A 23487-nucleotide genomic window follows, 5' to 3' on the forward strand; every position below is an offset into this window, starting at 1 on the left:
ATTCCCGCAAATCGGTACCAACCGTGGCAGTCTTGCAGCCAACGGTAATCGCGAGAGGGCTTGTCTTCATGCAGGAATTGAAGGTTATTGGGGTTGAGAACGGTGCGCTGCTCGCAGCGTCCGAAGATGGCGATCGGTATCGAATCGCCATCGACGAGGTTCTTCAGTCCCGGCTTCGCCAAACCCAGACGGAACGTGTCAACGCGCCCAAGCTGTCCCCGCGGGAAGTGCAGGCGCACATTCGCTCCGGCATGTCCGCCGAGGACGTAGCCGCGGTCACCGGGGCGTCCCTGGATTATGTGCGTCGATTTGAGGGTCCGGTCGTTGCCGAACGGGAATACATCGTCTCGTCGGCGCTGAGCGTTCCGGTGCACACCGCGATCGATCCCGACCCGATCGACGAGAGCGTCAACTTCGGCAGCGTCATCCGTGAACGCCTGGCCTCGCTCGGCGCGACCGGAGAACGTTGGGCTAGCTGGAAAGAGCCCGGCGGCGGCTGGATTGTGAAGTTGTCGTTCACCGCCGACGAAATCGACCACGATGCCCGTTGGGGTTTCGAACCGAAAAAGAATTCCCTGTCGCCCGTCGGCAGCGAGGCCGTTGCGCTTTCGCAGCAGGGTGAGCTCAAGGGCTCACTCATTCCACGCCTACGCGCGGTCGGGTCGGAGACCAGCGTCGCCGACGTGTCCCGCTTTGACAGCAACGCCTTCAACTTCAAGGAATCGCTCGCCGACGAGATCCTGAACGACACCAGCCCGAACCTCGAGGCTGTTCCGTACTCTCGCTCACTGAACCGGGACGACGCGGTGTCGAAAGCGGCCATCAAGCGCGCCGCTGAGCCGGCCTCGAACATGAGCGAAACGGCCGACCTCCTGGAATCCCTGCGTCGTCGCCGCGGCGAACGTGAGGCGGCATCCAGTACCGATGCGGCCGCTAAACCGACGGCGTCCGCTGCAGCACAGCAGGCTGGCCAGCAGCACGAACAGCAGACCGGCGGGCAATCGCCGGCAGCACTGCGACCGCGTCGGGCCACGCCGCCCGAGGCCACGGTCACGGTCACGGATGAGTCCAGTGCGGCGCCCGCCACCACGCCTGAACCCACCGGGAATGTCTGGGCTAATCAGGCTGCCCGGGCGCAGGAACGTACCAGCCACGGGCGCACGACAGCCAAGCGCGGCCGGGCGTCGATGCCGAGCTGGGACGAGATCGTGTTCGGCGCACGCACCGACGACGATTTGGGCTGACCCGCCGCGGGCTCGCACCTGTCGTCAGCTGGCTAGCCAGGCATAGCGCCGCTGCGGGCGGCCGGTTTGCCCATAGCGCAAGCTCACGGATGCCTGCCCGGAATCGACGAAGTACTCCAGGTACTTTCGTGCCACCACCCGGGACAGCCCGAGTCGTTCGGCACACTCCGATGCGGCCAGATCGCGCGCGGGGCCCACGGTTGCCGCTTTCAGGGCGGCAGCGGCCAGGGCTACCGTCTCTTTGCTCAGGCCTTTGGGCAGTGTCGCCACCGGCTCTGCCGACGGTGGAGCGGATGCGCGCCCCAGGGCCTGGTCCAGATCGCTCTGGCTCAGATCACCGCGGCGGCCCAAGAGCCGGCGCCGTTCGGCGTACCCCGACAACCGCGACTGCAGTTCGGTGATTTTGAACGGTTTGAGCAGGTAGCTCACGATTCCGCCCTGCAGTGCCGCGGTGACCATCTCGGCCTCCCGTGCGGCACTGAGCACGAGAAAGTCCACATCCAGCCCAGCTTCGCGCGCCCGGCGGATCACGTCGAGGCCGGTCATATCGGGCAGATACATGTCGAGCAGCACAAGGCGCGGGCACTTTTCGGCGATCTGCGCGAGCGCATCAGATCCGGTCGCCGCGACGCCGACGACCGTGAAGCCGGGTTGTTTGGCCACAATACGTTCGTGGGCACGCGCCACCATGAAATCGTCGTCGACGACGAGCACCTCACACACGGGTCTGTTCCTCCTGCTCGGCCGACCGGGCTGCCACGAGCGGGAGTACGGCCTCGAAAACGGTACCGTCTTCGGCCCGGTATCGAACCGTTCCCCCACGACGCGTCGCAACGAGACGCACAATCGCGAGCCCGTAACCGTGGGCGTCTCCCCCCGCCAACGCCGACTTGCTGGTCACCCCAACCTCGAACACCCGGTCGAGGAGCGCGACGTCGATTCCCGGTCCCGAATCCCGCACCGTGACCCGCACGGCAGCGGATCCAGAAAGTGTCTGCAAGTCCAGGCGCACCGTGCGCTCCGGGGTCCCCGCCACGGCGTCGAGGGCGTTGTCGACCAGATTGCCGATGACGGTGACGAGGTCGGTCGAGAGTTCAGCGTCGACCCGGGCCAGCACCGAGTCGTCCGAGAGCACGAGCGTCGCCCCGCGTTCGCGAGCGAGTGACGTCTTGGCGATCACGAGCGCGGCGACCGCCGGCTCCTGCAGCCGGGTCAGCACCGAGTTATCGAGGTCCGTGCGGTCACGCGTAACGGCGTCGACGTACTCCACCGCTGCGTCGGTGTCGCCCAGCTGCATCAGCATCGAGATGGTGTGCAGGCGGTTCGCGAACTCGTGGGTTTGGGCCCGCAGGGTGTCGGTGGCCTGCCGACTGCTGCCGAGATCATGCTGCAGGGTCACCAATTCGGTGCGATCTCGCAGGGTCGTGACGACCTCCGGCAGCGACCGCGGCGGGTGGATGAGCGTCTGATTGAGCACGAGCAGCACCCCACGGTTTACCAACACCGCGTCAATCTCGCCGCCGTCCTGTTGGCGCAGTGCCCGCACCGCCGCGTCATCGAGGCCCACCGTGTTGATCGCCCGGCCTTCCGCATCAGCGGGCAGACCGAGCAGGGTACGCGCGCTGTCGTTGGCGAGTGTGATCACACCGTCGGCGTCTACAGCGATCATCCCCTCGCGGATGCCGTGGATCATGGCGTCACGGTGCTCCACCAACCGACCGATCTGTTCCGGCTCCAGACCGAGGGTCTGCCGCTTCACCCGGGCGGCCAACAGCAACGAACCGACCACACCGAGCACCCCGGCCACCCCCACATAGGTGATCAAGTTCGGCGCCGCACTCGCGAGCAACACGTCCACCGTGGGAAACTGCCGGGCGGAAACAACGGTGCCCACCACCACCCCGGAGTCCGAGAGCACCGGCACTTGCGCGACCACGTAGTCGTTCACGCCGATCGGAGCGACACCGGACCAGCCGGCATCAGACTCGTCCGGCGTGGGATCGATGGCGAGGTTAGTCGCCAGCAGCTGCGGATCGGCCGGGGACGCAAGGATGTGGCCGCCGGCATCCGTTACGATCAGCTGATCGACGCCCATCGTGATGCGCAGAGCCTCGACCGGAATGGAGAATTGTTGCGGCACCGCCTTGCTGTCGAGCAGGCTGCGCACGAGCGGGTTGGCGGCGGTGTACTCGGCGACGGTCAGCATACGTCGGCGTGCCCCGCTCTCGAAGCTGCCGCGGGCTTGTTCCAAAGAAATCGCCGTGACGGCAACCAAAACGAGGGCGATGAGGCTCAGCTGAAACAGCAGGAGCTGACGGGTGAGGCTGAGTCGGCTCGAACGGATGCCCGTGCCGCGATGGCGCAGCGCACGCACCGCTACGGCGGTCGGTCGTGTCCGGGAGTCGTCTTTGGCCATAGAAGATAGTCCCTCATCGGCTGGCCAAACCGAAATTTTCCTCCGCTGGTGGCCTCCATAAGCTACACAACGTTCAGTAACGCCACAAGTTGTGCCCGGCCGGGCTGGCCACGCACCATGAACGTGGCCGGCAAAGAGGCTGGCCAGAAATCGAAGAGGATTTTAAGCATGCCAATCACAGCACGCATCACGCGTTCCCGTCGAACCGCGGGCACCGCCGTTCTGGCCGGGGCGGTAATTCTCGCCCTGAGCGCTTGCGGAGTCACGGGCGCAAAAGACACCGACGGCGCCGCCAGCGGCCCGATCGACAACCTTCAGGTCATGGTCCCCAACGCCCCCGGGAGCGGCTACGACGTCACCGGTCGTGCAGCCGTCAAGGTCATGGACGACATCGGTACCGCCACCAGCACCGAGGTCACCAACCTCGCCGGCGCCGGCGGCACCGTGGGCCTCGCCCGCACCCTCACCGAAACGGGCAACGCCAACTTTCTCATGGTGATGGGCCTGGGCGTCGTCGGCGCCGCGTACACCAACGAAGGCAACGCCAAGGTGGCCGACGCCACCCCGATCGCGCGCCTGATCGAAGAGGCCGGCGCCATCTTCGTGCCCGCCGACTCGCCGTACCAGAGTCTCGACGACATGATCACGGCGTGGAAGGTCGACCCGGCCGCCTTCGCCGTCGGCGGCGGATCGTCACCCGGTGGCCCCGACCACCTGCTGCCGATGCAGCTCGCGGATGCCGTGGGCATCGACCCGGGCGCTGTCAACTTTATCTCCTATGACGGGGGCGGAGAGCTGCTGCCGGCCATCCTCGGCGGAAAGTTGCAGTTCGCAGCCTCGGGCTATGGCGAGTTCCTCGAGCAGGTCAAGTCCGGTGACCTGCGCGTACTGGCCGTGACGAGTGAGGAGCGCGTCCCCGTTATCGATGCCCCCACCCTCACCGAAGAGGGCGTCGACCTGATCTTCACCAATTGGCGCGGATTCCTCGCCGCACCCGGCCTGACCGACGCCGAGACAGCTCGCCTGGTCGACGCGGTGACCGCCATGCACGACAGCGACGAGTGGGCTGCCGTTCTGAAAGCCAACGCCTGGACCGATTCCTTCCTCACCGGCGACGACTTCGGCACGTTCCTCACCGAGCAGGACGAGCGCGTCGCCACGACCCTGAAAACACTGGGCCTGATATGAGCAACGGCACCGCGGGCGTTCCCGGCTCGATGACCAGCGCCGGGGGCACCGTTTCTGCCACGCCGACCGCGAGCCGGGTGCCCGCGGTGCTGCGCGGCCGGGCGGAGCTCGGCGTCGCCCTCCTGCTGGCCGTTCTGGCGATCGTGATCGCCTTCGACACCGCGCATATCCGCGACACCGCTATCAACGCCGGCGTGATGGGACCGCGCGTCGTTCCGAGTATCATCGCCGTCGCCCTCGGTCTGTGCTCGATCGCCCTCGCCGTGAGCGTGCTGCGTGGCGGCCGTGCCGCAGCGGAAGAAGGCGAAGACATCGACCTCACCCTCCCCGCGCACTGGCCCACCGTGTTCGGTCTGGCCGGGGTCATTCTCGCCTACGCCCTCACCCTCGACTTTCTGGGGTTCGTGGTATCGAGCACGCTGCTGTTCTACGGCGCAGCGCTGCTGCTCGGGTCGAAGCGTTACTTCTGGGCCTTGGCCATCGGCGCCGTTCTGGCCGTCGGTGTGTTCTATGGCTTCGTACTCGGGCTCGGCATTCCCCTTCCGGCCGGCCTGCTGACAGGAATTCTGTAATGGACAATCTCTCGCTTTTGATGGACGGGTTTGCCAACGCGCTGACCCTACAGAACCTGCTTTTCGCCCTGATCGGGGTGTTGCTCGGTACCGCTGTCGGTGTGCTGCCCGGCATCGGCCCGGCTATGACCGTGGCGCTGCTGCTTCCGCTCACCTACGCACTCGACGTGACGGGTTCACTGATCATGTTCGCCGGCATCTACTACGGCGGAATGTACGGCGGGTCGACGACATCGATTCTGTTGAACACTCCCGGTGAGTCATCGTCGGTGGTCACCGCCCTGGAGGGCAACAAGATGGCCAAGGCCGGACGAGGCGCCCAGGCGCTCGCCACCGCGGCGATCGGGTCGTTCGTGGCCGGCACCATCGCCACGGCCGGCATCGTGTTCGTGGCACCGTTCGTCGTGGCCATCGCCATCAGCTTGGGCGCTCCCTCCTACTTCGCGATGATGGTCTTTGCCTTCGTCGCGGTGAGTACCGTGCTCGGCGCGAGCCGCATCCGAGGATTGTCGTCACTGTTCATCGGGCTCGCCATCGGTCTGGTCGGCATGGACGCCACGACGGGCCAACCCCGCCTCACATTCGGCCAGCCGCTGCTCTCCGGCGGCATCGATGTGGTTGTCGTCGCTGTCGCCCTGTTCGCGGTGGGTGAGGCCCTTTGGATCGCCGCGCACCTGCGGCACGGCAAGCAGGCCACCATCCCGGTCGGCGTGCCGTGGATGGGCAAGGAAGATTGGAAGCGCAGCTGGAAGCCTTGGCTACGCGGCGCGGCCATCGGCTTTCCGTTCGGCGCCATCCCGGCCGGCGGAGCGGAAATTCCTACGTTCCTCTCGTACGTGGCCGAGAAGAAGCTGTCCAAACATCCTGAGGAATTCGGTCACGGGGCCATTGAGGGTGTCGCCGGTCCGGAAGCCGCGAACAACGCATCCGCTGCCGGCACCCTCGTGCCGTTGCTCACCCTCGGCTTGCCGACGACGGCCACCGCCGCCGTGATGATCGCCGCGTTCAACCAGTACGGCATCCACCCGGGGCCGCTGTTGTTCACGACCGAGCCGCTGCTGGTCTGGACGCTCATCGCGAGCCTGTTCATCGGCAATACGCTGCTGCTCGCGCTCAACCTGCCGCTCGCGCCGATGTGGGCGAAGCTGCTGCGGATCCCGCGGCCATACCTCTACGCCGGAATCCTGTTCTTCGCCACGCTCGGCGCCTACGCTGCGGGCATGCAGGCGTTCAACATCGTCATCCTGCTGCTGCTCGGCGCGCTCGGCTATATGGCCCGCCGCTTCGGGTTCCCGGTGTTGCCCATTATCGTGGGCGCCATCCTCGGCCCGGAGATGGAACGTCAACTGCGCCGTTCGCTGCAGATCAGCGCCGGCGACCCGGCCGCGCTGCTGAGTGAGCCGCTGGCCGTTGTGGTGTACACCGTCATCGCCCTGTACCTGATCGGTCCGCCCGTCGTGAAGGCACTGCTGCGCCGTTTCGATCGCCGCGGCCCCACCGATGCCCCGACTGGCGGCCCGACGGACGGCCCCGCTTCCGGCAGTTCGATGCCCGGCGGCACGGTGTCCGGCGGCACGGTGTCCGGCGGCACGGTGTCCGGCGGCACGGTGTCCGGCGGCGGTGCACCGGCGGATTCCGGTACGGCGGATTCCGGTACGGCGGATTCCGAATGGAGGGAAGAGTTCGATGCTTTCGGAACCCAGACCTCGGACACAAGCGCCCGCGTGATTCGCGTGGTGCGTCCTCCGGCCGGGCGTTCCCGCCGTTAGCCAGTTTCTCGAATCTTGCCCTTCGACCTCGGCGCGGGAGTCGGCATACTGGTGTCATGCCAGTTGCCGCCTCTCGCGCCGACGTCATTCGGCTGCGCCTGCATGCGCACGGCCTGACGGATCCGGCAGCGGATGGGCCCGTCGCCGTGGCTGAGCGGATGCTCGCGGTGCAGGCCCAGGATTACGCTGCCGGCCAGTGGGCGCTGGGCGTCCGCTCCCCCGGGACCACACAGTCCGACGTACAAGCGGCTGTTTCGGCCGGGCAGATTGTGCGTTCCTGGCCGATGCGGGGCACGCTACATTTTGTTCCGGCTCGGGAACTGGGCTGGATGCAGGCCCTCACGACACCGCGGATGATCGCCAGAACGCGCACGATCAACGAACGACTCGGCCTCGATCTCTCTGTGCTGGAGCGCGCTCGAGAAGCCGCGATCAGCGCCCTGTCCGGGCATGCCCAACTCAGCCGCGCCGAATTCATGACCGTGTTGCAAGCTGCAGGGCTGTCGACCGAGGGCCAGCGCGGGTACCACATCGTCTCCCACCTCGCCCTCACCGGAACACTGTGTTGGGGTCGGCACGTCGGCACCCAGCAGAGCCTCGTGCTACTGGACGAGTGGGTGCTGAACCCGCGCCGGCTGGAGCGCGACGAGGCGCTCGGCGCGTTCGTGTACCGCTATTTCATCGGCCACGGGCCGGCGACACTGGCTGATTTCGTCTGGTGGTCGCAGCTCACCGTCGCCGAGGCGAAAATCGGGTTGGCGGTGGCCAGGCACAACCTCACCGAGGTGCGGGTCGATGGCGTCGCGCATTTTCTTGCCACGGAAGCAGCGGATACGGCAGTTTCCCCCGCTCTACGGCGCACGCAGGTGCTCGCATTGCCCGGGTTCGATGAGTATCTGCTCGGTTACCGCGATCGCACGCACGTGATCGCCGCAGAGGAGCTCACCCGGGTCGTGCCCGGCCTCAACGGGATCTTTCTCCCCATCGTGGTCAGAAACGGCCACATTGTCGGAACCTGGCGCAAGACGATTGCCACGTCGGGGTTCACCGCCGAGGCCGTGCTGTTCGACGAACCCACCACGGCAACCGGGCGGGCTCGGGCCTCGAAAACGCAACGGGCATTCGCGCGAGCAGCACAGGACTACGCCAGATTTCTTGCGGTGAAGCTCAAGCGTGCGGAGGTCCCGGGGCGGGTTAGCCTTGACCAGTGAAACTAACCTCGGCCCTGCGCATCCCCAAACGGCTCCCGGTTCTGCAAGTCGTGAAAATGGCCGTCGCCGTCGGTCTGGCCTGGGTCGCATCCCAATTGTTGCTGCCGAACGACCTGCCCATTTTTGCCGCGATCGCGGCCCTGCTCGTGGTGCAACCGAGCGTCAACCAGACCCTCGGCCGAGCGATCGAACGCACCGCGGGCGTCATCGGCGGTGTCATCATCGCTTCCACGATCGGATTCTTCCTCGGCCAAAGCAGTTGGATCGTGCTCGGGGCCATCGTCGTGAGCATTCTCGTCGCCTGGGCGCTGCGCCTGTCGCCCGTCGCCTCCAGTCAGATTCCGATCAGCGCCATGCTCGTGCTCGCCCTCGGCGCGACAACGCCCGGATACGCCCTCGATCGGATCTTCGAGACATTCATCGGGGCCGGGATCGCTCTCATCATCAATGCACTCATCGTTCCCCCGGTACTGATTGCGCCCGCGCGTGACGCTGTCAGCTTGCTTGCGCGCGAGCTGGCGGACACCTTCGACCGCATCGCCCAGGCGCTGCGCACCCCGCAGACCCCGATCGACCTGATGGAGCTGATGATCAAGGCCCGGCTGCTGCGGCCCATGCAAGCCTCGGCCGACAAGGCCATCGCGCAGGCGGAGGAGAGTCTCATGCTCAACCCGCGCAAAGCCAGGCTGCGGGTAGGCCTCGATGCCGACCGGGAGATGATCGAGCGGCTGCCGACGCTCGTGACCCGCGCCATCGGCATGACCCGGGCGCTGCATGACCACTACGACCAATCGCTGCAGTTCGAGCCCAGTGTTCAGGCCTTTTCGCGCGAACTGGCTCGGGCCGCGCACGATTTGAAGCTGCTCGCCCGCCAGGAGGGTGACCTCACCGAGGTACCCGATCTGCCGGCGATCGATGATCTCGCTCTGACCGCGCCGCTGCGCATTGTGACCCCGCACCCGGACCACTGGATTCTGATCGGCTCCCTCATGGAAGACCTGCGCCGGGTACGCGAGGAGATCGTCGGGGACCGCGCCTGAGCGACTGGCTCAGAAAATGGCTCGACCACCGCAGGTGCACGATCTAGCCCCACCACCGGCACGTCCGAGCTTAGAAGCACCGGCGTCCCCCAGGAAAACGTGATCGTAGTCGAAACGACTCCGATTTCCGTCTCCCCGGGAGGCTTGTCAACCCGGTGCCGGCGCTGCGATTGCGGAGGGATGCGTCGCAAGCGGCGTTACATCAATCCGCATGTAGGGGAACAGGGGGAGGTTCCACAAAATGTTGTGCAGGCGTTCATTGTCTTCGACGTCGAAGATGCTGAGATTGGAATATTCTCCCACGCACCGCCAGATGTTCAGCCACTCACCGCTCCGTTGCAGCTCTTGTGAGTAGGCCTTCTCCCGAAGAAGCGTGTCGGCCTTCACCGTCGGATCCATGTCCACGGGCAAATTGACGTCCATGCGGATTGCGAAAAGCATGAGCCCCCCTATTTATTCTGGATCAAGCACGAAGTCGTAGGTGACTTCCCGGCCCGCACCGTCGGCTGTCGGCGTGGGCCGCAACACGAGTTCGGACTTCACGGCCGAGGCGATGTCATCAGAGAGGTGCGTATCTCCCTCGAAATAGAGCTGGGCGGTGAGCAGCTGCCGCCCCGGGGCGGACACCTTCAGGTGCAGGTGGGCCGGACGCCACGCGTGCCATCCGGCGGCAGCGATGAGTTTTCCGCAGGAACCATCCGTCGGAATTTGGTACGGGGCCGGCTGAATGGTGTTGATCGCGAAATTGCCGTTGTCGTCAGCGATGACCGTAGCTCGAAGGTTCCACTCCGGCAGGCCGGGGGCGAACTGTGAATAGAATCCGTCGTCGTCGGCGTGCCAGATTTCGACGATCGCTCCGCCCAACGCTGCGCCATCCGTGCCGGTTACCTGACCCGACAGCAGCAGCGGTGTGCCCGCCTCATCCGCTCGCATGGGCAGCGTCGCAGGCGTGGTCAGTGTTGGTGCCTCGGGGATGTAGTACGGACCCTCGATGGTGCCTTTGGAACCTGAGCGGTCCCCGGTGGCGACCTCTTCCACGACGTGCTCGACCCACACATCCAGGAACAACGGCCATTCACCATCCTCGCCGACGCTAATCAGCCAAGCCTTGAGCACGTTGAACTCCGCATAGCTGACCTGGTGCTTGCGCACAGTGTCATAGACAGCGCCGAGAACCTCGTTGACGATCAGGGAGACACGTTCCGGGGAGGCCACGGCGGTGCCCGTCTTGCCGCTCGTGCGAAAGCGATCCGTGGCGGCGTTGCCGGAGGCTGCAGCAGAAGCTTCCAGGTCTTGTACTTCTTGAGACATACATTGCTCCATTTCATTGTCCCGCCCCAGAATTTGGATGTACGGGTCGTGGTCTTGTGAGGAATAGTTCTGACACCGGTTAGTTGTGCAACCACCGCAGGTAACGCACCATATTCTGAGAATCGATCTCAGCACCCGGGCAGGCCTCCGGAGAATGACCGCAGCCTGCGCACGAAGAGGGGAAACTCGGATCCGCGGTGAGCATTGGCCGGCGCGTGCCGAGCGTCAGGGCGCCAGTGCTTGACCCGAGATGGGTCGGTGACTGGCCTGAGCGGGTGAGACCCGGTATCGCCAGATTTTTCGTTCCGCGACCGTTCCCGTAACTGTCATCGACAACTGAATCCGTCATTTTTCTCCTGATCGCAGGTGAATAGCGCTCAAAGCCTTTCCCTGAAGATACTGAACGGGAGAATCCGCTGGCAATACGTATTTCTCGCCATTCAATAGGTAGTTCTAGCAGCGTCCGGTGGGGTTCTTCCCAAGGGACCGAACATCCGGCATGCGCTCTGTTGACGACCAGCGCCGAAGATTGTTCTTTGCGCGCAGTGATAATCCCGGGGTATCGACAGTCTGATCGGAATATGTCACTGTCAACGTCACGTCAATCACCTGACCCGCTCCAACGAAGGAGACTGCTATGGCAGATGCAAACACCGATCTCGCCCGAAATAAACTCGGCGTCGGTTCAATCGTTTTTCTCGTCCTCGCGGCAGTAGCCCCGGTCACAGTGTTGATCGTGGTCCTTCCGCTGGCGATCGGACTCGGCAATGGCGGAGGTGTTCCCATATCCATTCTCCTGGTGGCGGGTGCGCTACTCCTCTTCGCCGTCGGCTACGCACAAATCACCAAGGAGCTCACCAACGCCAGTGGGTTTTATGCGATCGCGGTGAAGGGCCTCGGTAAGACCGCTGGCCTGATCACCGGCATCATCGCCACGATCGGCTACAACGCTTTCGTGGCCGGCGCACTCGGTACCATCGGTTTCTTCGCCGGTGCCGTGGTCTTTCCAGAACTCTTCGGTGTGGAACTGGACTGGTTCCTCACTGCTCTCGTGCTGATGGTCCTCGTCTTCCTGCTCGCCCGATCGGGCATTCATGTCAGCGCCATCGCACTTGGCATCGCTCTCGTCGTTGAGATCCTTCTGGTCGTCGTCTTCGGATTTTCGGTACTCTTCACCACAGGCTTCGATCTGAGCATCTTCCACCCTGAGGTCATCATGGGCGGTTCGCTCTGGATCGGCCTGCTCCTGGCTGCGACCGCCTTTATCGGCTTCGAAGCCACCGCCCTCTTTGGCGAGGAGGCCAAGAACCCCCGTAAGACGATCCCACGCGCCACCTATACCGCGATCATCATCATCGGCCTGATGCACGCTTTCGCCGCCTGGGCAATCATCAGCGCTATCGGAGCCACGGAGGCACAGGGCGTTGCCCTTGACCACCTGGAGAGCGGCGACCTCACCCTGATGGTCATCGGCAACTATCTGGGGCCGATCGGCCTCACCGCCGCTCTGATTCTGGTCGTCGTCAGCCTCTTCGCCGCACAGCTGGCATTCCACAACTCAGCTGCTCGGTACCTCTTTTCCATGGGTCGGGCCCGCGTGCTCCCGAACTGGCTCGCGAAGACAAACGCCAAGGGTTCGCCGGATCGTGCGCTCCTGGTCAACGCGCTGTTCGCCATTCTCATCGCGGCGATTTTCCGCTTCGTCCTCCCCGACGTTCCTCCGATCCTCACTTTGGTACCTGTCGGCATTGGATTCGCGACCCTCGCCATTATCATCGTGCAAGCGATCGCAGCCCTCTCGGTTGTGGCGTACTTTCGCAAGAAAGGCGACCGTCGCTGGTGGAGCACCTTCATCGCCCCGGGTCTTGGATTCCTGGCACTGGCCTTGTTCAGCATCATGGCCCTGGCTAACTTCCCCACGGTCGCCGGTTCTGAAGAGCCGTACGTGGTCGCCCTGCCGTGGATCCTCGTGGCTGCCGTCATCGGTGGCATTGTCTACGGCGCGTATCTGAAAGCGAAGAAGCCCGACGTCTACGCCGGGCTCTCGGATGACCTCGAAGATTTCGACGAGGAGCTCAGAGAAGCAGCCGAGGCCGTGAAGCGATGACCGTCACGACGCAGAACACGGATGAACGCGTGTCGCTGGGCCTTCCCCGGCGTGTGGCCATCACCGGTGGCGCTTCGGGAATCGGTCTGGCGTGCGGCCGCCTCTTTCATGATTCGGGCGCCAGCGTCGGTCTCATCGGTCGCTCAAGAGCACGTCTTGAGACGGCGGCTACGGAGTTCGAGTTTGTAGCCGGAGCGGCACGGGTTGTGCTCGCACCGGCCGACGTGGCGGATGAGCAAGCGGTGACGGATGCCATCGATGACATCGCCCGCCAGCTCGGTGGACTCGATGCTCTCGTGATCTCTGCCGGCGTCGACGGAGAAATGGGCGCTGCCGTATCCGAGGTCACCGCAGCGGGTTTTCGCGAAGTCCTGGAGGTGAACGTGCTCGGTGCTTTCCTTGCGGTGAAAGCCGCGCTCCCCTACCTCAGGCTGGCGGATAACCCGACGATCACCATCATCGGATCGGACTCGGGCTTCGTCGCGGTTCCGGGAATGCTGGCCTACAACGCCTCCAAAGGCGCGATAATCCAGCTCACACGAGCCCTTGCGGTGGAACTGTACGACACCGATGGGATCCGAGTGAATAGCGTCGCCCCTTCGGTCGTAGACACTCCGATGGCCCGACGAGGTCTGGGTGACGACGTGATGGATAATCCCCCGTTCCCGGTGCAGTCAGCCGAAGACATCGCCTGGTCGGTGGCTTACCTCACCAGCCGGCGTGCCCGCGCGGTGAATGGGCAAAGCCTGCTCTCCGACTTCGGTTACACCGGCCGGTCGTCATTCCCCGCTTAGCTCCGTGCACGATTCGGCACGCTTCACCCACTAACTTGGCACACACAAAAGTCAGTACTCAATGAGGAGGAACCATGGACACCTACGAAAGCTTGCTCGCCGCAGTCACAGCGAAGAACGGCAAGACCAACGAAGTCATCGACCCCGCCACCGGTGAGCTGATCGGGCTGGCACCCGTTCACGGCGTCGACGAGCTCTCGGATCTGATCGACAAGGCTGCAGCCGCCCAGCCGGCGTGGGCAGCGCTCAGTGATGACGAGCGACGCCAGTACATGCACCGCGCCGCTGACGCCATTGAAGCATCAGCAGAAGCACTTGCTGAGCTTCTGTCGCGCGAACAAGGCAAGCCTCTGAACGGGCCGAATGCTCGATTTGAGGTCGGTGGCTGCGTGGGCTGGCTCCGGACTGCGGCTGACACACCACTGCCCGTGGAAACGCTGGTCGATGATGGTACGACATACGCGGAGTTGCACTACCGACCCATCGGCGTTGTCGGCGCGATTACCCCGTGGAACTGGCCGATGATGATCGCCATCTGGCAGATTGCCCCGTCGATCCGAATGGGAAACACCGTCGTCATCAAGCCGGCCGAAACCACCAGCCTCTCGGGCCTCGCCCTGGCCGCGGTGATGAACCAGGCGCTGCCTGAGGGCGTGCTCAACACGATCTCGGGTCCAGGCAGCGTGATCGGCGACGCGCTCGTCCGCAATGCCAAAATCGGCAAGGTCATGTTCACCGGTTCGACCCCGACGGGCAAGAAAATCATCGAGGCCAGTGCCGGGAACGTGACCCGACTCACGCTCGAGCTGGGTGGCAACGATGCCGGGATCGTGCTTCCAGATGTCGACCCGACGGCAATCGCCGAAGGTCTCTTCTGGGGTGCGTTCATTAATACCGGTCAGACCTGTGCCGCTCTCAAGCGCCTCTACGTTCACGACAGCGTCTACGACGCGGTTGTCGATGCCTTGGCCGACTTCGCCAGGAATGTTCCGATGGGCAACGGCCTTGAGGACCAGAACGCGCTCGGTCCGCTGCAGAACAAGAAGCAGTTCGAGATCGTGGATCGCCTCGTCGAATCGGCGAAGGCCTCCGGCGCACGCGTGGTGCTGGGCGGCAACCCCGAGCGCGATGCAAAAGGATACTTCTACCCGACCACGCTCATTGCGGATATCGATCCGCAGAATGATCTGGTCATCGAGGAGCAGTTCGGACCCGCATTGCCCATCATTCGGTACACGGACCTCGACGAGGCGGTTGCACAGGCCAACTCCCTCGAGGTGGGCCTTGGAGCTTCTGTCTGGAGCACCGACATCAAGCGTGCACGCGAGGTGGCCTCTCGAATCCAGGCCGGAACTGTCTGGATCAATGCCCACGGCATGGTTGACCCGCGCGTACCCTTCGGCGGCGCAAAGCAGTCCGGCTACGGCATGGAGTTCGGTGTCGAGGGCCTCAAAGCGGTGTCGCAGCCGCAGGTCGTCAGCGGCTAGATAGGTCTCGACCAAGCAATCACAGACGCTCTTCCCGCGCAGACCCCAGAACGGGGCGCTCAGGAGGAGCGTCTGTGTTTCTGCGTTCAGGCGTCCGACGGTACTGCCAAGCTGGTCAACGTACTCCGGCGGCGAGCCCCTCAACCAGACGGGCAAAGCCCTCCTCCGCTTCGGAGGCGTCGCACGCGCCGCTCGCGACAGCCGCGGCAGCCTCACGCACCGCCCCGACCAACAAAATAGCGATCGAGTCCGGCGGTACGTCTGCGGCCAGTGTGCCCTCTTCCCGTGCGGCCACCAGCGTCTCCCGCATGAGTGCCACGCTTGCCGAGGATCCGATTCCACGTTCTTCTCCCTCGGGGATCAGCGCAGGCCCGGAAACATTGAAAAAATAGCCGATGCGCTCAACCCGGGCAAGTTCATACATCACGCTCGCGTGCGCGACGAGCCGCGCCTGCCAGGAACCGGCCTCCAATACTCGCGCTCGGGTACGCGCCGCGACGTCGTGGCCCAGTGCGGCGTATGCCGCCCGCAACAGTTCGTCGCGCCCGGCCGGATAGTGAGCGTAAATGGTGCCCCGAGAGAGACCGGCGTGTTCTGCTACCCGATCGATAGTGACTCCCTCGATCCCATACTCACCCACCGCTGCGAGTACGGCGTCAACGAGCTCCTGCCGGGTGCGCTGAAACCGCCGCTCCCGCAAGGTGGGTTTTACTTTGGTCTCTAACATCGTCCCTCAAGACTATCGATCCGCATGGGCTGGCCACCCGCTCACGTCATGAATCACTCAGCATGATTGGACGAGGAATATATTTACTGTACGCCGAGTACAGAAGTGTGGTGCAATGGTGTTAGCCTCAAACCAGGACCCCCGGAAGGACGCACATGATCAACGTTGATCTCGCCGCTGCGGAGCAACTCGCAGCCCAAGCTCTGCCCCACTACGGAATCGATCCCGAGACCCCGCTCACCCTCCTGAAGTATCGCGAAAATTTTGTCTTCTCCGCTCACGCTGCCGGCGTCGACTATGTCGTGCGCGTGCACCGGCGGGGCTATCATTCCGATGCCGAGCTGGCGAGCGAGGTTGAATTCGTTGAGGCTCTGCGCTCTCAAGGTGTGGCGGTGCCCCAGTTCATCCGCGCCCTCGATGAGCGCATCTTCTGCATCGTCGGTGAAACCAGCCCGTACGGGCCGCACCAGGTCGATCTTCAACTGCTGCTGGTCAATCATGGCAATTTCGGTTCCGAGGCGACCGCCTTTGACGGGACCGCGCAGCTACCCCCCTCGGACTTCGCCGAGCTGGGCACCCTGCTCGCTCGCGTTCACGATGCCACAGAGCGCTCCGGCTACATCGTGAGTGCCCAGCGTCTGGACTGGGATCATGGCGGTTTGACCGGCCCGACCTGGACCTGGGGCGATCCGCTCCGGCTCCCCGAACTCACGGGCGCAGACCGCGCTACCGTCGAGGCCGCAATCGCGCGCATGCGCGCCACCCTCGCCGACTACGGGGCGCACCCCCTGCGGTACGGCCCGATCCACGCCGACCTCACACCCGAAAACGTACTCCGCACCCACGCCGGCCTCGTCGTTATTGATTTCGATGACTTCGCGCACGGTTGGCACCTGTTCGATCTCGCCACGGCTCTCAACTTCTTCATTCCGCACCCGCGCTACGAGGAGTACCGGGTCGCCCTGTTCGATGCCTACGAGGCAATTCGCCCATTTGAAGCGCGCGACCATGCAGCCTATCCCGCGATCGTATTTGCCCGCGCCCTCACCTACCTCGGGTGGGCCGCCGACCGCCGCGGTGATGACACCGCCGAATTCGTGGTCGAAGAATTCATCCCCCGCGTCGTTCAACTCGCCCACGCACTGCTCGCAGCCTGACCTGGCAACCACCCAGCCGTACCCGGCTCGAAAGGATATGCACATGACCACCACCACCGAAAACCTCATCATCCGCCGCAACCGAACCATCGGTCCGCACTCGCCACTCTTCTACAATGAGCCGCTGCACCTCGTGTCCGCCAAGGGCGTGTGGTTCACCGATATTCACGGCGATCAGTACCTCGACGGATACAACAACGTCCCGCACGTCGGTCATTGCAACGAGCGTGTCCTCCGGGCATTGATGGATCAATCGTCACGGCTTAACGTGCACACCCGGTACCTCAACGACCGAGTAATCGACTATTCGGAGCAGTTGCTCGCTACCTTCGATGACTATCTTGACCGCGTGTTCTTCACTAACTCTGGTTCCGAAGCAAACGAACTTGCGCTCAGAATCGCACGCCAGCACACACACAACAAGGGTGTGATCGTTTCCGACTTCAGCTATCACGGAAATACCATCACTCTCTCAGAGCTCACCACCGCACTGCACACGCAAGAGGCCCTCGCCGATCATGTGCGCACCCTGCACATTCCTGATATGGACCTGGAAACGCGCGAAGAAGCGGAGGTACTGCGCGCCACACTCGCAGAACTAGACGGAATGATCACTTCCCTTCAGGACGCCGGACACGGGGTCTCCGCCTGCCTCTTCGATTCTCTGTTCTCCAGCGAGGGCCTGCCTCGCCTGCCCCACGGCCTGATCGCCGGAATAATGGATCGTATTCATGCTGCCGGCGGTCTGATTATTGCGGACGAAGTGCAGAGTGGCTTTGGGCGCACCGGAACGCACATGTGGGGTTACCAGCGCGTCGGAATGCACCCCGATCTCGTGACCTTGGGAAAACCCATGGGCAACGGGCAGCCCATGGCGGCGGTTGTCACCAGTGAGTCACTGCTCGAGGAATTCGGATCCGCGAACATGTTTTTCAACACTTTCGCGGGAAACCCCGTATCAGCCGCAGTCGGCGAAGCCGTGCTGCTGGAAATGCGGGATCGTGACCTCATGGAGCAAGCCAGGATCATTGGCGCATCAGCGTTCGCGGCTCTGAACGATTTCGCCGCACGGTACGATTTCATTCGCTCAGCCAAGGGCGTTGGCACCTTCCTCGGACTCGATTTTGGAGTGGATGGTGCACCAGCGCCGGATCTGGCCAAAAAAGTCGTTGAGTCGATGAAGGCACGGAAGGTTCTCATCGCCAAAATCGGCCCTCACGACAATGTGCTCAAGGTGCGCCCACCGCTTGCCTTCAGCGCTGCGGAGCTCCCCATCCTGCTCGACGCGCTGCAAGCATCCCTCGACGAAATATAGCGCGAGTTCGCAAACTACGGCAGAATGTCCCCGCGGAGACGATCAAGACCGGAATAGGCCTGACTTGAGGTAACGTCGCACCAACTGCGGCGGCAGTTGAGACTACGGCGTTAGGACCTGTGAAGTGAATATGCTGCGACGAAACGTTCAAGATTTCACCACTGAGATGCATTCGGATGATCACGCATCGTATCTGAATGCAATCGCGAAGTCATTTGTGCCGCTGCGAATATCTCCCCAGCACAGAGGTGAGTTTTTCGCTGATATTCGCACCGCTGGCGCGGGCGATGTCGTTTTCACGGAGATCGCTTCTACCGCGCAAACGGTCGAGCGTACTTCGTGCGAGATCTCCCGGGGCGGGAGTTCCTATTACAAGGTAAGCCTGCTGCTGGCGGGCACGAGCATCCTCGTCCAAGACGGCAGGGAACTGGTGATGCAAGCCGGAGATTTAACGCTCTACGACACCTCGAGGCCGTATTCACTGCTGTTCGATGGCGAATTTCGCAACCTCATCATGATGTTCCCGAAGAATTCTCTGAGCGCACCCGTCGCGTCCCTCGAGCATCTCAGCGCCGCCCCGCTCAGCGCGATGCACCCACTGGCCCCCATCCTTTCGGCGTTCATCACGAACTTTTCTCAGCAGTTCAGCATGCTCGCCGGGGCAACGCGGCTGCAACTGGCCGACACCAGCCTCGACCTGGCGAAGAATCTCTTCACCGAGGTTTTGGGCCTACATCCCTCGGAACAGGACACGAGGCAGAGCCTGCTCAGCAAAATTGGAAAGTACATTGAAGTGCACTTGCCATCGCCGGACCTCACCCCGAGTAGCATCGCGGCAGCCCACTACATCTCGACTCGGTATCTGCACACGCTGTTCACAGAAACAGGAACCACTGTTGCCGCCTTGATTAAGGAACTTCGACTCGAACGCTGCCATGCAGACCTTGTCGATTCAGCGCAGGCAACACGGGGCGTAGCGGCTATCGGCGCTCAATGGGGTTTCTTGGATGCCGCTCACTTCAGCCGGATCTTTCGGGCCGCCAACGGAATGTCCCCCACCGAGTTCCGCCGTTTTCACTCGGAACCGTCATCGCGATGACACCGTCCTTCTCGTAGGACGTACTTGATCTGCTGCTGCGCAGCGCCCTCACTTCACCGGGGCACTGCGCGCAGCGGACCGCGGGACAGGTCGTATCTTCGGTTTAAAGCACCTTCGACAGAAAGTCCTGGGTGCGTTCCTGTTGCGGGTTGCCGAACAGCTCGGCCGGCGTGCCCTCTTCGACGATGACGCCGTCGGCCATGAAGATGACCCGGTCGGCGACCTCGCGAGCGAAACCCATTTCGTGAGTAACGACGACCATGGTCATGCCCTCGGCGGCGAGGTCACGGATAACCTGGAGCACTTCGCCGACCATCTCCGGGTCGAGGGCGCTCGTGGCCTCGTCGAAGAGCATAATGTCGGGGTTCACCGCGAGCGACCTGGCAATGGCCACGCGCTGTTTCTGCCCACCGGAGAGCTGCGCGGGGCGGGCATCCGCCTTGTCGGCGAGCCCGACCCGGTCGAGCAGTTTCACGGCCGTGGCGCGGGCATCCGCTTTGGACTCCTTCTTCAACTCGACCGGCGCGAGCATGATGTTCTGCAGCACCGTCATGTGCGGGAACAGGTTGAAATGTTGGAACACCATTCCGATGTGCTGGCGCACCTCGTTCAGGTCGACGGTCTTATCACCGAGGTCGAATCCGTCGATGATGACCGTGCCGGCGGAGTGCTGGTCGAGCTTGTTCAGGCAGCGCAGAAAAGTGGACTTACCCGAACCGGAGGGGCCGATGACGCAGACCACCTCGCCCTCGCTGATCTCCACGTCGAGACCCTTGAGCACCTCGTTGGAGCCAAAGGACTTGCGCAGGCCTCTGACGCTGATTTTGCTGCTGGCGCTCGTGTTGGTGATGGCGCTGGTGCTCATTTGTTGAACCTCTTGTCGAGCTTGTTGGAGAGCATGGTGAGCAGGTTGATGACGATGAAGTACAGCGCCGCGACGATCAGCAGGGTTTCACCCGTGCGAAAGTTCGAGGCGTAGATCTGCTGACCCTGGTAGGTGAGCTCGGCAAAGCCGATCACGGCGAGAAGCGAGGTGTCCTTGAGGGTCATCACGAACTGGTTGATGAATGAGGGCGTCATGATCTTCACGGCCTGCGGCAGTACCACGCGCCGCATGGTCGTGACGTAGCTGAGTCCCAGACTGCGACCGGCCTCGGTCTGGCCGGGGTCAACCGACTGGATCCCGCCGCGCACGATCTCAGTCATGTAGGCACCGGCGTTCAGGCTCAGGGTGAGCACACCGGCGGTGAGCACGTCGATCGACTGCCCGGTGAGCTGTGGCAGGCCGAAGTAGAAGAAGAATGCCTGCACGAGCAGCGGAGTGCCCCGAAAGATGCTGACGTAGATACTCGCCAAGCCGCGCAAGAGGCGACTCTCGGAGACTTTGAAGAACCCGAACAGTACGCCGAGCACGAGGGCGATCAGAATCGAGAGGCCGGTCGCGAGCAGTGTCAGCCCCAGGCCCTTCATCAGAGCCGGCAGACTATCAGTCAGCAAACCGAAGAAACCGGATGCCGCGGCGGGCGCCGGCTGCTCAAGATACTTGTCGAGAATGCTCTGGTAATCGCCGCTGCTTTTCAGGTCGGCCAGGCCGGCATTGAACGCAGCGAGCAGTTCCGGGTTCTGGCCCTTGTTCACGGCAAAGCCGTAGGAGCTGCCCTGTTCCTTTTCGGTGACCGACTTGAGACCGTTGTTCTGGTTGATGCCGTAGGCAAGCACCGGGTAGTCATCAAACACCGCGACAGAGTTGCCGGCCTTGACGTCGTCATACATCGTGGCCGAGTCGGCGAGGGACTTGACGGTGAAGTCGTACTCGTCCGCGATCGACTTGGCGAAGGTCTCACCCTCGCTGCCCCGCTTCGCGACGACGGTTTCGCCGGCCAGGTCGGCGTAGCCGGTGATCGCCGTGTTGGACTCAGCAACAGCCATCTGCACGCCGGAGTCGAAGTACGGGTCGGAGAAGTCGAAGACCAGCTTGCGCTCGTCGGTGATCGACATGCCGGCGATAACGCCGTCCACCTGGTTGGATTGCAACGCCTGCAACGCCGCGTCGAATCCGAGCGACTTGATTTCAACGGTGAAGCCCTGGTTCGCGGCAATCTCACGAATCAAGTCCATGTCAATGCCGGTCAGTTCACCGTCTTTGCGGTACTCGAACGGTGCAAAGGTGGTGTCGGTACCGATGACGAACGTTTCGCCAGAAACCGCCGACACCGGGTGTGCCGCAGATTGGCTCGCGGCTGCGGCGCTGACGCCGACGAATCCGCCGGCGAGAGCCAGCAGCGCTGTAACGGCGACCGTGAGCTTTCCCGCCCGGAAAATATTGAGTTTGCGCAAAATGAAACCATTTCTTATCGTGCGATTCGTGTCGCGACCTGCTCGCCCTGTCAGCCAAAGGGGTGTATCGCGCCGATCGACGCTGAACTACCGGGTACCGGGTGCTGCGCACCCTGCGAAAGAGCCTACCTTGGGGTGCACTCCACAACGACTATCGTGCCGGTGGTTCGTGGGGACCGGTCGACAGGGAAGCCGATGCTACGAAGCCGCCGCAGAGAACGCGTCGATCCACAGTCCGCAGAGAATCGTAGCGGCGGGGCCGGTGCGTGCGTGGCGAAAACCGGTGCCGGCCCACAGGGCGAGCCCGTCGGGGTCACCGCGACGGGCGGCATCCGCTCGAAGCACCTTGGTGAGGTGATGCACCTGCGGATACTCGTGCGGTGCCCTGGAATCGTGGGCCCCGATGAACGCATTACGAAGGCCCCGCGCTGGCCGGCCGGAGAAAGCCCGGGTAGTAACGGTCTCGCTGAACCGCGGGTCGACGAGTGCGTCCTGGTGAGCCGGGGTCGCGCCCGACTCCTCGGTGCGCAAAAAAGCGGTGCCGAGCTGCACGGCCTCCGCTCCGGCGGCGAGAAACGACGCAATCTGCCCACCCGAGTGGATGCCGCCCGCCGCGATCAGCGGCAGCGTCACCACCTCACGAATGGCGATCACAAGCTCGCCCAATTCCAGAGTGCCCGGTTCGTCTCTCGCAGTGAAGGTCGCTCGGTGCCCGCCGGCCTCTGGACCTTGCACGCAGACGGCGTCCACGCCTCGGGCGACCGCCGCCAAGGCTTCGGGCACTGACGTGACGGTGGCGATCAGCCAGCATCCGGCCGCGTGCATCCGCTGCACGGCGTCAAGGGGCGGCAGACCGAACGTGAAGGAGACCACCGCGACCCGTTGGGAAATGACAACGGCCACCTTCTCCGCGAACCAGTCGTCGTCGTCGGCCTGAATCTCGGCGGCCAGCAGCTGGTCGGCGATCGCGCCGGACGCTGCGGGAAGTTCGCGCGCCAGAACGTCCCGGTACGCTTCGACGGCGCCTCGGTCGATCATGGGCGACTGGGGCAGAAAAAGGTTTACGCCGAAGGCGCGCTCGGTGCGCTGCTGCACGCCAACGATCTGCGCGGTCAGAGCCTGCGGCGTCTTGTAGCCGCCGGCCAAAAAACCGAGTCCGCCGGCGTCGCTCACGGCGACCACGAGGCTCGGGGTCGATGCACCGCCGGCCATCGGTGCCGCAATGATGGGAATCTCCAGGTCGCTCAGACTGAACACGCAATCTCCTTGATTCGTTTGGACTCGGTTCCATCCACTGGATGGAAGCTCTACTCGGAGCACTGCCGCATTACCGGTTCTGTTCCGGCTCTATTCCTGCTCGGGCCCCCGTGTACCCGTGGCACAGTTCGACGCTCATTTTCGTGACCGGCGCATAGCGACGATGCCAGCACTACCGGCGCGAGCGGCGCCACGACTCAGTCTAGGTAGTCATCGTGCTGATCGAGCAGGGGCGGCTGCTGGAGGAGTGGGTTTTTGCTGGGCAGTTCGATCGGTGTTTGTTGGGGATCGATGTCGGCCGGGGGCTGCAGCCAATACTGATTGTCGATGAGGAGTGTTTTCCAGCCGCGGTTGTGGAGCAGTAGGTGGTGTGGGGTGCAGAGCAGGATGGCTTGGTCGATGTTGGTGAGGCCGTTGGCGGCGAGCCAGTTTTCGATGTGGTGGGCTTCGCTCCAG

At 63.5% G+C, this 23487-nt stretch carries 20 protein-coding genes and 1 pseudogene; 12 read left to right on the forward strand and 9 right to left on the reverse strand.

Going from position 1 to position 23487, the window contains the following annotated elements; all coding sequences use genetic code 11:
* Positions 1–68: 68 nt before the first annotated feature.
* The gene (sepH, locus tag QMK22_RS14070; RefSeq protein ID WP_283498276.1) at positions 69–1244 is read left to right on the forward strand and encodes a septation protein SepH; all 1176 of its coding nucleotides are present in this window, start codon (positions 69–71) and stop codon (positions 1242–1244) included.
* Positions 1245–1268: 24 nt separating this feature from the next.
* Here sepH and QMK22_RS14075 read toward each other — a convergent pair whose 3' ends face one another.
* Both QMK22_RS14075 and QMK22_RS14080 read right to left on the reverse strand, forming a co-directional pair.
* Positions 1269–1967 carry a response regulator gene (locus QMK22_RS14075; protein WP_283498277.1) on the reverse strand — a complete coding sequence of 233 codons (699 nt, stop codon included), beginning with the start codon at positions 1965–1967 and terminating at the stop codon, positions 1269–1271.
* A complete protein-coding gene (locus QMK22_RS14080) occupies positions 1960–3660 on the reverse strand; it encodes a sensor histidine kinase (protein WP_283498278.1) in 1701 nt (566 codons plus the stop codon). Before QMK22_RS14080 ends, QMK22_RS14075 begins: the two co-directional genes overlap by 8 nt.
* Before the next feature lie 168 nt (positions 3661–3828).
* On the opposite strand from QMK22_RS14080, the gene QMK22_RS14085 reads away from it, so the two are divergent.
* The 5 genes from QMK22_RS14085 to QMK22_RS14105 are packed head-to-tail and all read left to right on the forward strand — an operon-like array spanning position 3829 to position 9440.
* Complete coding sequence (locus QMK22_RS14085) at positions 3829–4848, forward strand: Bug family tripartite tricarboxylate transporter substrate binding protein (protein ID WP_283498279.1); 1020 nt, start codon at positions 3829–3831, stop codon at positions 4846–4848.
* Complete coding sequence (locus tag QMK22_RS14090) at positions 4845–5420, forward strand: tripartite tricarboxylate transporter TctB family protein (protein ID WP_283498280.1); 576 nt, start codon at positions 4845–4847, stop codon at positions 5418–5420. The genes QMK22_RS14085 and QMK22_RS14090 overlap by 4 nt, the downstream gene beginning before the upstream one ends.
* Positions 5420–7189, forward strand: coding sequence for a tripartite tricarboxylate transporter permease (locus QMK22_RS14095; RefSeq protein WP_283498281.1), 1770 nt, complete (start codon positions 5420–5422; stop codon positions 7187–7189). The genes QMK22_RS14090 and QMK22_RS14095 overlap by 1 nt, the downstream gene beginning before the upstream one ends.
* A 56-nt stretch (positions 7190–7245) precedes the next feature.
* Positions 7246–8400 carry a winged helix DNA-binding domain-containing protein gene (locus QMK22_RS14100; RefSeq protein ID WP_283498282.1) on the forward strand — a complete coding sequence of 385 codons (1155 nt, stop codon included), beginning with the start codon at positions 7246–7248 and terminating at the stop codon, positions 8398–8400.
* A complete protein-coding gene (locus tag QMK22_RS14105) occupies positions 8397–9440 on the forward strand; it encodes an FUSC family protein (protein ID WP_283498283.1) in 1044 nt (347 codons plus the stop codon). Before QMK22_RS14100 ends, QMK22_RS14105 begins: the two co-directional genes overlap by 4 nt.
* 147 nt (positions 9441–9587) lie before the next feature.
* Here QMK22_RS14105 and catC read toward each other — a convergent pair whose 3' ends face one another.
* Both catC and catA read right to left on the reverse strand, forming a co-directional pair.
* Positions 9588–9881 carry a muconolactone Delta-isomerase gene (gene catC / locus QMK22_RS14110; protein ID WP_283498284.1) on the reverse strand — a complete coding sequence of 98 codons (294 nt, stop codon included), beginning with the start codon at positions 9879–9881 and terminating at the stop codon, positions 9588–9590.
* 12 nt (positions 9882–9893) lie between these two features.
* A complete protein-coding gene (catA, locus tag QMK22_RS14115) occupies positions 9894–10751 on the reverse strand; it encodes a catechol 1,2-dioxygenase (RefSeq protein WP_283498285.1) in 858 nt (285 codons plus the stop codon).
* A 637-nt stretch (positions 10752–11388) separates the two neighbouring features.
* Here catA and QMK22_RS14120 point away from each other — a divergent pair.
* From QMK22_RS14120 to QMK22_RS14130, 3 genes are all read left to right on the forward strand, one after another.
* Positions 11389–12858: an APC family permease gene (locus QMK22_RS14120; protein WP_283498286.1), complete on the forward strand. Its 1470-nt coding sequence runs from the start codon at positions 11389–11391 to the stop codon at positions 12856–12858.
* A complete protein-coding gene (locus tag QMK22_RS14125) occupies positions 12855–13652 on the forward strand; it encodes an SDR family NAD(P)-dependent oxidoreductase (protein ID WP_283498287.1) in 798 nt (265 codons plus the stop codon). Before QMK22_RS14120 ends, QMK22_RS14125 begins: the two co-directional genes overlap by 4 nt.
* A gap of 74 nt (positions 13653–13726) precedes the next feature.
* Entirely contained in the window at positions 13727–15139 is a 1413-nt protein-coding gene (locus tag QMK22_RS14130) for an aldehyde dehydrogenase family protein (protein ID WP_283498288.1), read from the forward strand.
* Between the two features lie 115 nt (positions 15140–15254).
* Here QMK22_RS14130 and QMK22_RS14135 read toward each other — a convergent pair whose 3' ends face one another.
* Positions 15255–15866 (reverse strand): TetR/AcrR family transcriptional regulator, encoded by a 612-nt coding sequence (locus QMK22_RS14135; protein WP_283498289.1) that lies wholly within the window; start codon positions 15864–15866, stop codon positions 15255–15257.
* A 155-nt stretch (positions 15867–16021) separates the two neighbouring features.
* On the opposite strand from QMK22_RS14135, the gene QMK22_RS14140 reads away from it, so the two are divergent.
* The 3 genes from QMK22_RS14140 (at position 16022) to QMK22_RS14150 (ending at position 19437) form a co-directional block, all read left to right on the forward strand.
* Entirely contained in the window at positions 16022–17023 is a 1002-nt protein-coding gene (locus tag QMK22_RS14140) for a phosphotransferase enzyme family protein (RefSeq protein WP_283498290.1), read from the forward strand.
* 43 nt (positions 17024–17066) lie between these two features.
* Complete coding sequence (locus QMK22_RS14145; RefSeq protein WP_283498291.1) at positions 17067–18338, forward strand: aminotransferase class III-fold pyridoxal phosphate-dependent enzyme; 1272 nt, start codon at positions 17067–17069, stop codon at positions 18336–18338.
* A gap of 130 nt (positions 18339–18468) precedes the next feature.
* Positions 18469–19437, forward strand: a complete 969-nt coding sequence (locus QMK22_RS14150; protein ID WP_283498299.1) for an AraC-like ligand-binding domain-containing protein — start codon at positions 18469–18471, stop codon at positions 19435–19437.
* 103 nt (positions 19438–19540) lie between these two features.
* Here the strand turns inward: QMK22_RS14150 and QMK22_RS14155 are convergent, their stop codons facing one another.
* The 4 genes and pseudogenes from QMK22_RS14155 to QMK22_RS14170 form a co-directional block, all read right to left on the reverse strand.
* Positions 19541–20302, reverse strand: a complete 762-nt coding sequence (locus QMK22_RS14155) for an amino acid ABC transporter ATP-binding protein (RefSeq protein WP_283498292.1) — start codon at positions 20300–20302, stop codon at positions 19541–19543.
* Positions 20299–21774: an amino acid ABC transporter substrate-binding protein/permease gene (locus QMK22_RS14160; RefSeq protein ID WP_283498293.1), complete on the reverse strand. Its 1476-nt coding sequence runs from the start codon at positions 21772–21774 to the stop codon at positions 20299–20301. The genes QMK22_RS14155 and QMK22_RS14160 overlap by 4 nt, the downstream gene beginning before the upstream one ends.
* 198 nt (positions 21775–21972) lie before the next feature.
* Positions 21973–23031, reverse strand: coding sequence for a nitronate monooxygenase (locus tag QMK22_RS14165; protein WP_283498294.1), 1059 nt, complete (start codon positions 23029–23031; stop codon positions 21973–21975).
* Positions 23032–23228: 197 nt separating this feature from the next.
* A pseudogene (locus tag QMK22_RS14170) lies at positions 23229–23487 on the reverse strand (hypothetical protein); the annotation flags it as partial.

Origin of the sequence: Cryobacterium sp. PH29-G1 (assembly GCF_030063365.1) — a bacterium.
Taxonomy (GTDB): domain Bacteria; phylum Actinomycetota; class Actinomycetes; order Actinomycetales; family Microbacteriaceae; genus Cryobacterium.

Bases quoted from the DNA above. Each gene is read 5' to 3' on its own strand.
- QMK22_RS14150 (WP_283498299.1), top strand. From the start codon at position 18,469: ATGCTGCGACGAAACGTTCAAGATTTCACCACTGAGATGCATTCGGAT.
- QMK22_RS14140 (WP_283498290.1), top strand. From the start codon at position 16,022: ATGATCAACGTTGATCTCGCCGCTGCGGAGCAACTCGCAGCCCAAGCT.
- sepH (WP_283498276.1), top strand. From the start codon at position 69: ATGCAGGAATTGAAGGTTATTGGGGTTGAGAACGGTGCGCTGCTCGCA.
- QMK22_RS14095 (WP_283498281.1), top strand. From the start codon at position 5,420: ATGGACAATCTCTCGCTTTTGATGGACGGGTTTGCCAACGCGCTGACC.
- QMK22_RS14080 (WP_283498278.1), bottom strand. From the start codon at position 3,660: ATGGCCAAAGACGACTCCCGGACACGACCGACCGCCGTAGCGGTGCGT.
- QMK22_RS14085 (WP_283498279.1), top strand. From the start codon at position 3,829: ATGCCAATCACAGCACGCATCACGCGTTCCCGTCGAACCGCGGGCACC.
- QMK22_RS14145 (WP_283498291.1), top strand. From the start codon at position 17,067: ATGACCACCACCACCGAAAACCTCATCATCCGCCGCAACCGAACCATC.
- QMK22_RS14155 (WP_283498292.1), bottom strand. From the start codon at position 20,302: ATGAGCACCAGCGCCATCACCAACACGAGCGCCAGCAGCAAAATCAGC.
- QMK22_RS14130 (WP_283498288.1), top strand. From the start codon at position 13,727: ATGGACACCTACGAAAGCTTGCTCGCCGCAGTCACAGCGAAGAACGGC.
- QMK22_RS14135 (WP_283498289.1), bottom strand. From the start codon at position 15,866: ATGTTAGAGACCAAAGTAAAACCCACCTTGCGGGAGCGGCGGTTTCAG.
- QMK22_RS14120 (WP_283498286.1), top strand. From the start codon at position 11,389: ATGGCAGATGCAAACACCGATCTCGCCCGAAATAAACTCGGCGTCGGT.
- QMK22_RS14100 (WP_283498282.1), top strand. From the start codon at position 7,246: ATGCCAGTTGCCGCCTCTCGCGCCGACGTCATTCGGCTGCGCCTGCAT.
- QMK22_RS14090 (WP_283498280.1), top strand. From the start codon at position 4,845: ATGAGCAACGGCACCGCGGGCGTTCCCGGCTCGATGACCAGCGCCGGG.
- QMK22_RS14125 (WP_283498287.1), top strand. From the start codon at position 12,855: ATGACCGTCACGACGCAGAACACGGATGAACGCGTGTCGCTGGGCCTT.
- catC (WP_283498284.1), bottom strand. From the start codon at position 9,881: ATGCTTTTCGCAATCCGCATGGACGTCAATTTGCCCGTGGACATGGAT.
- catA (WP_283498285.1), bottom strand. From the start codon at position 10,751: ATGTCTCAAGAAGTACAAGACCTGGAAGCTTCTGCTGCAGCCTCCGGC.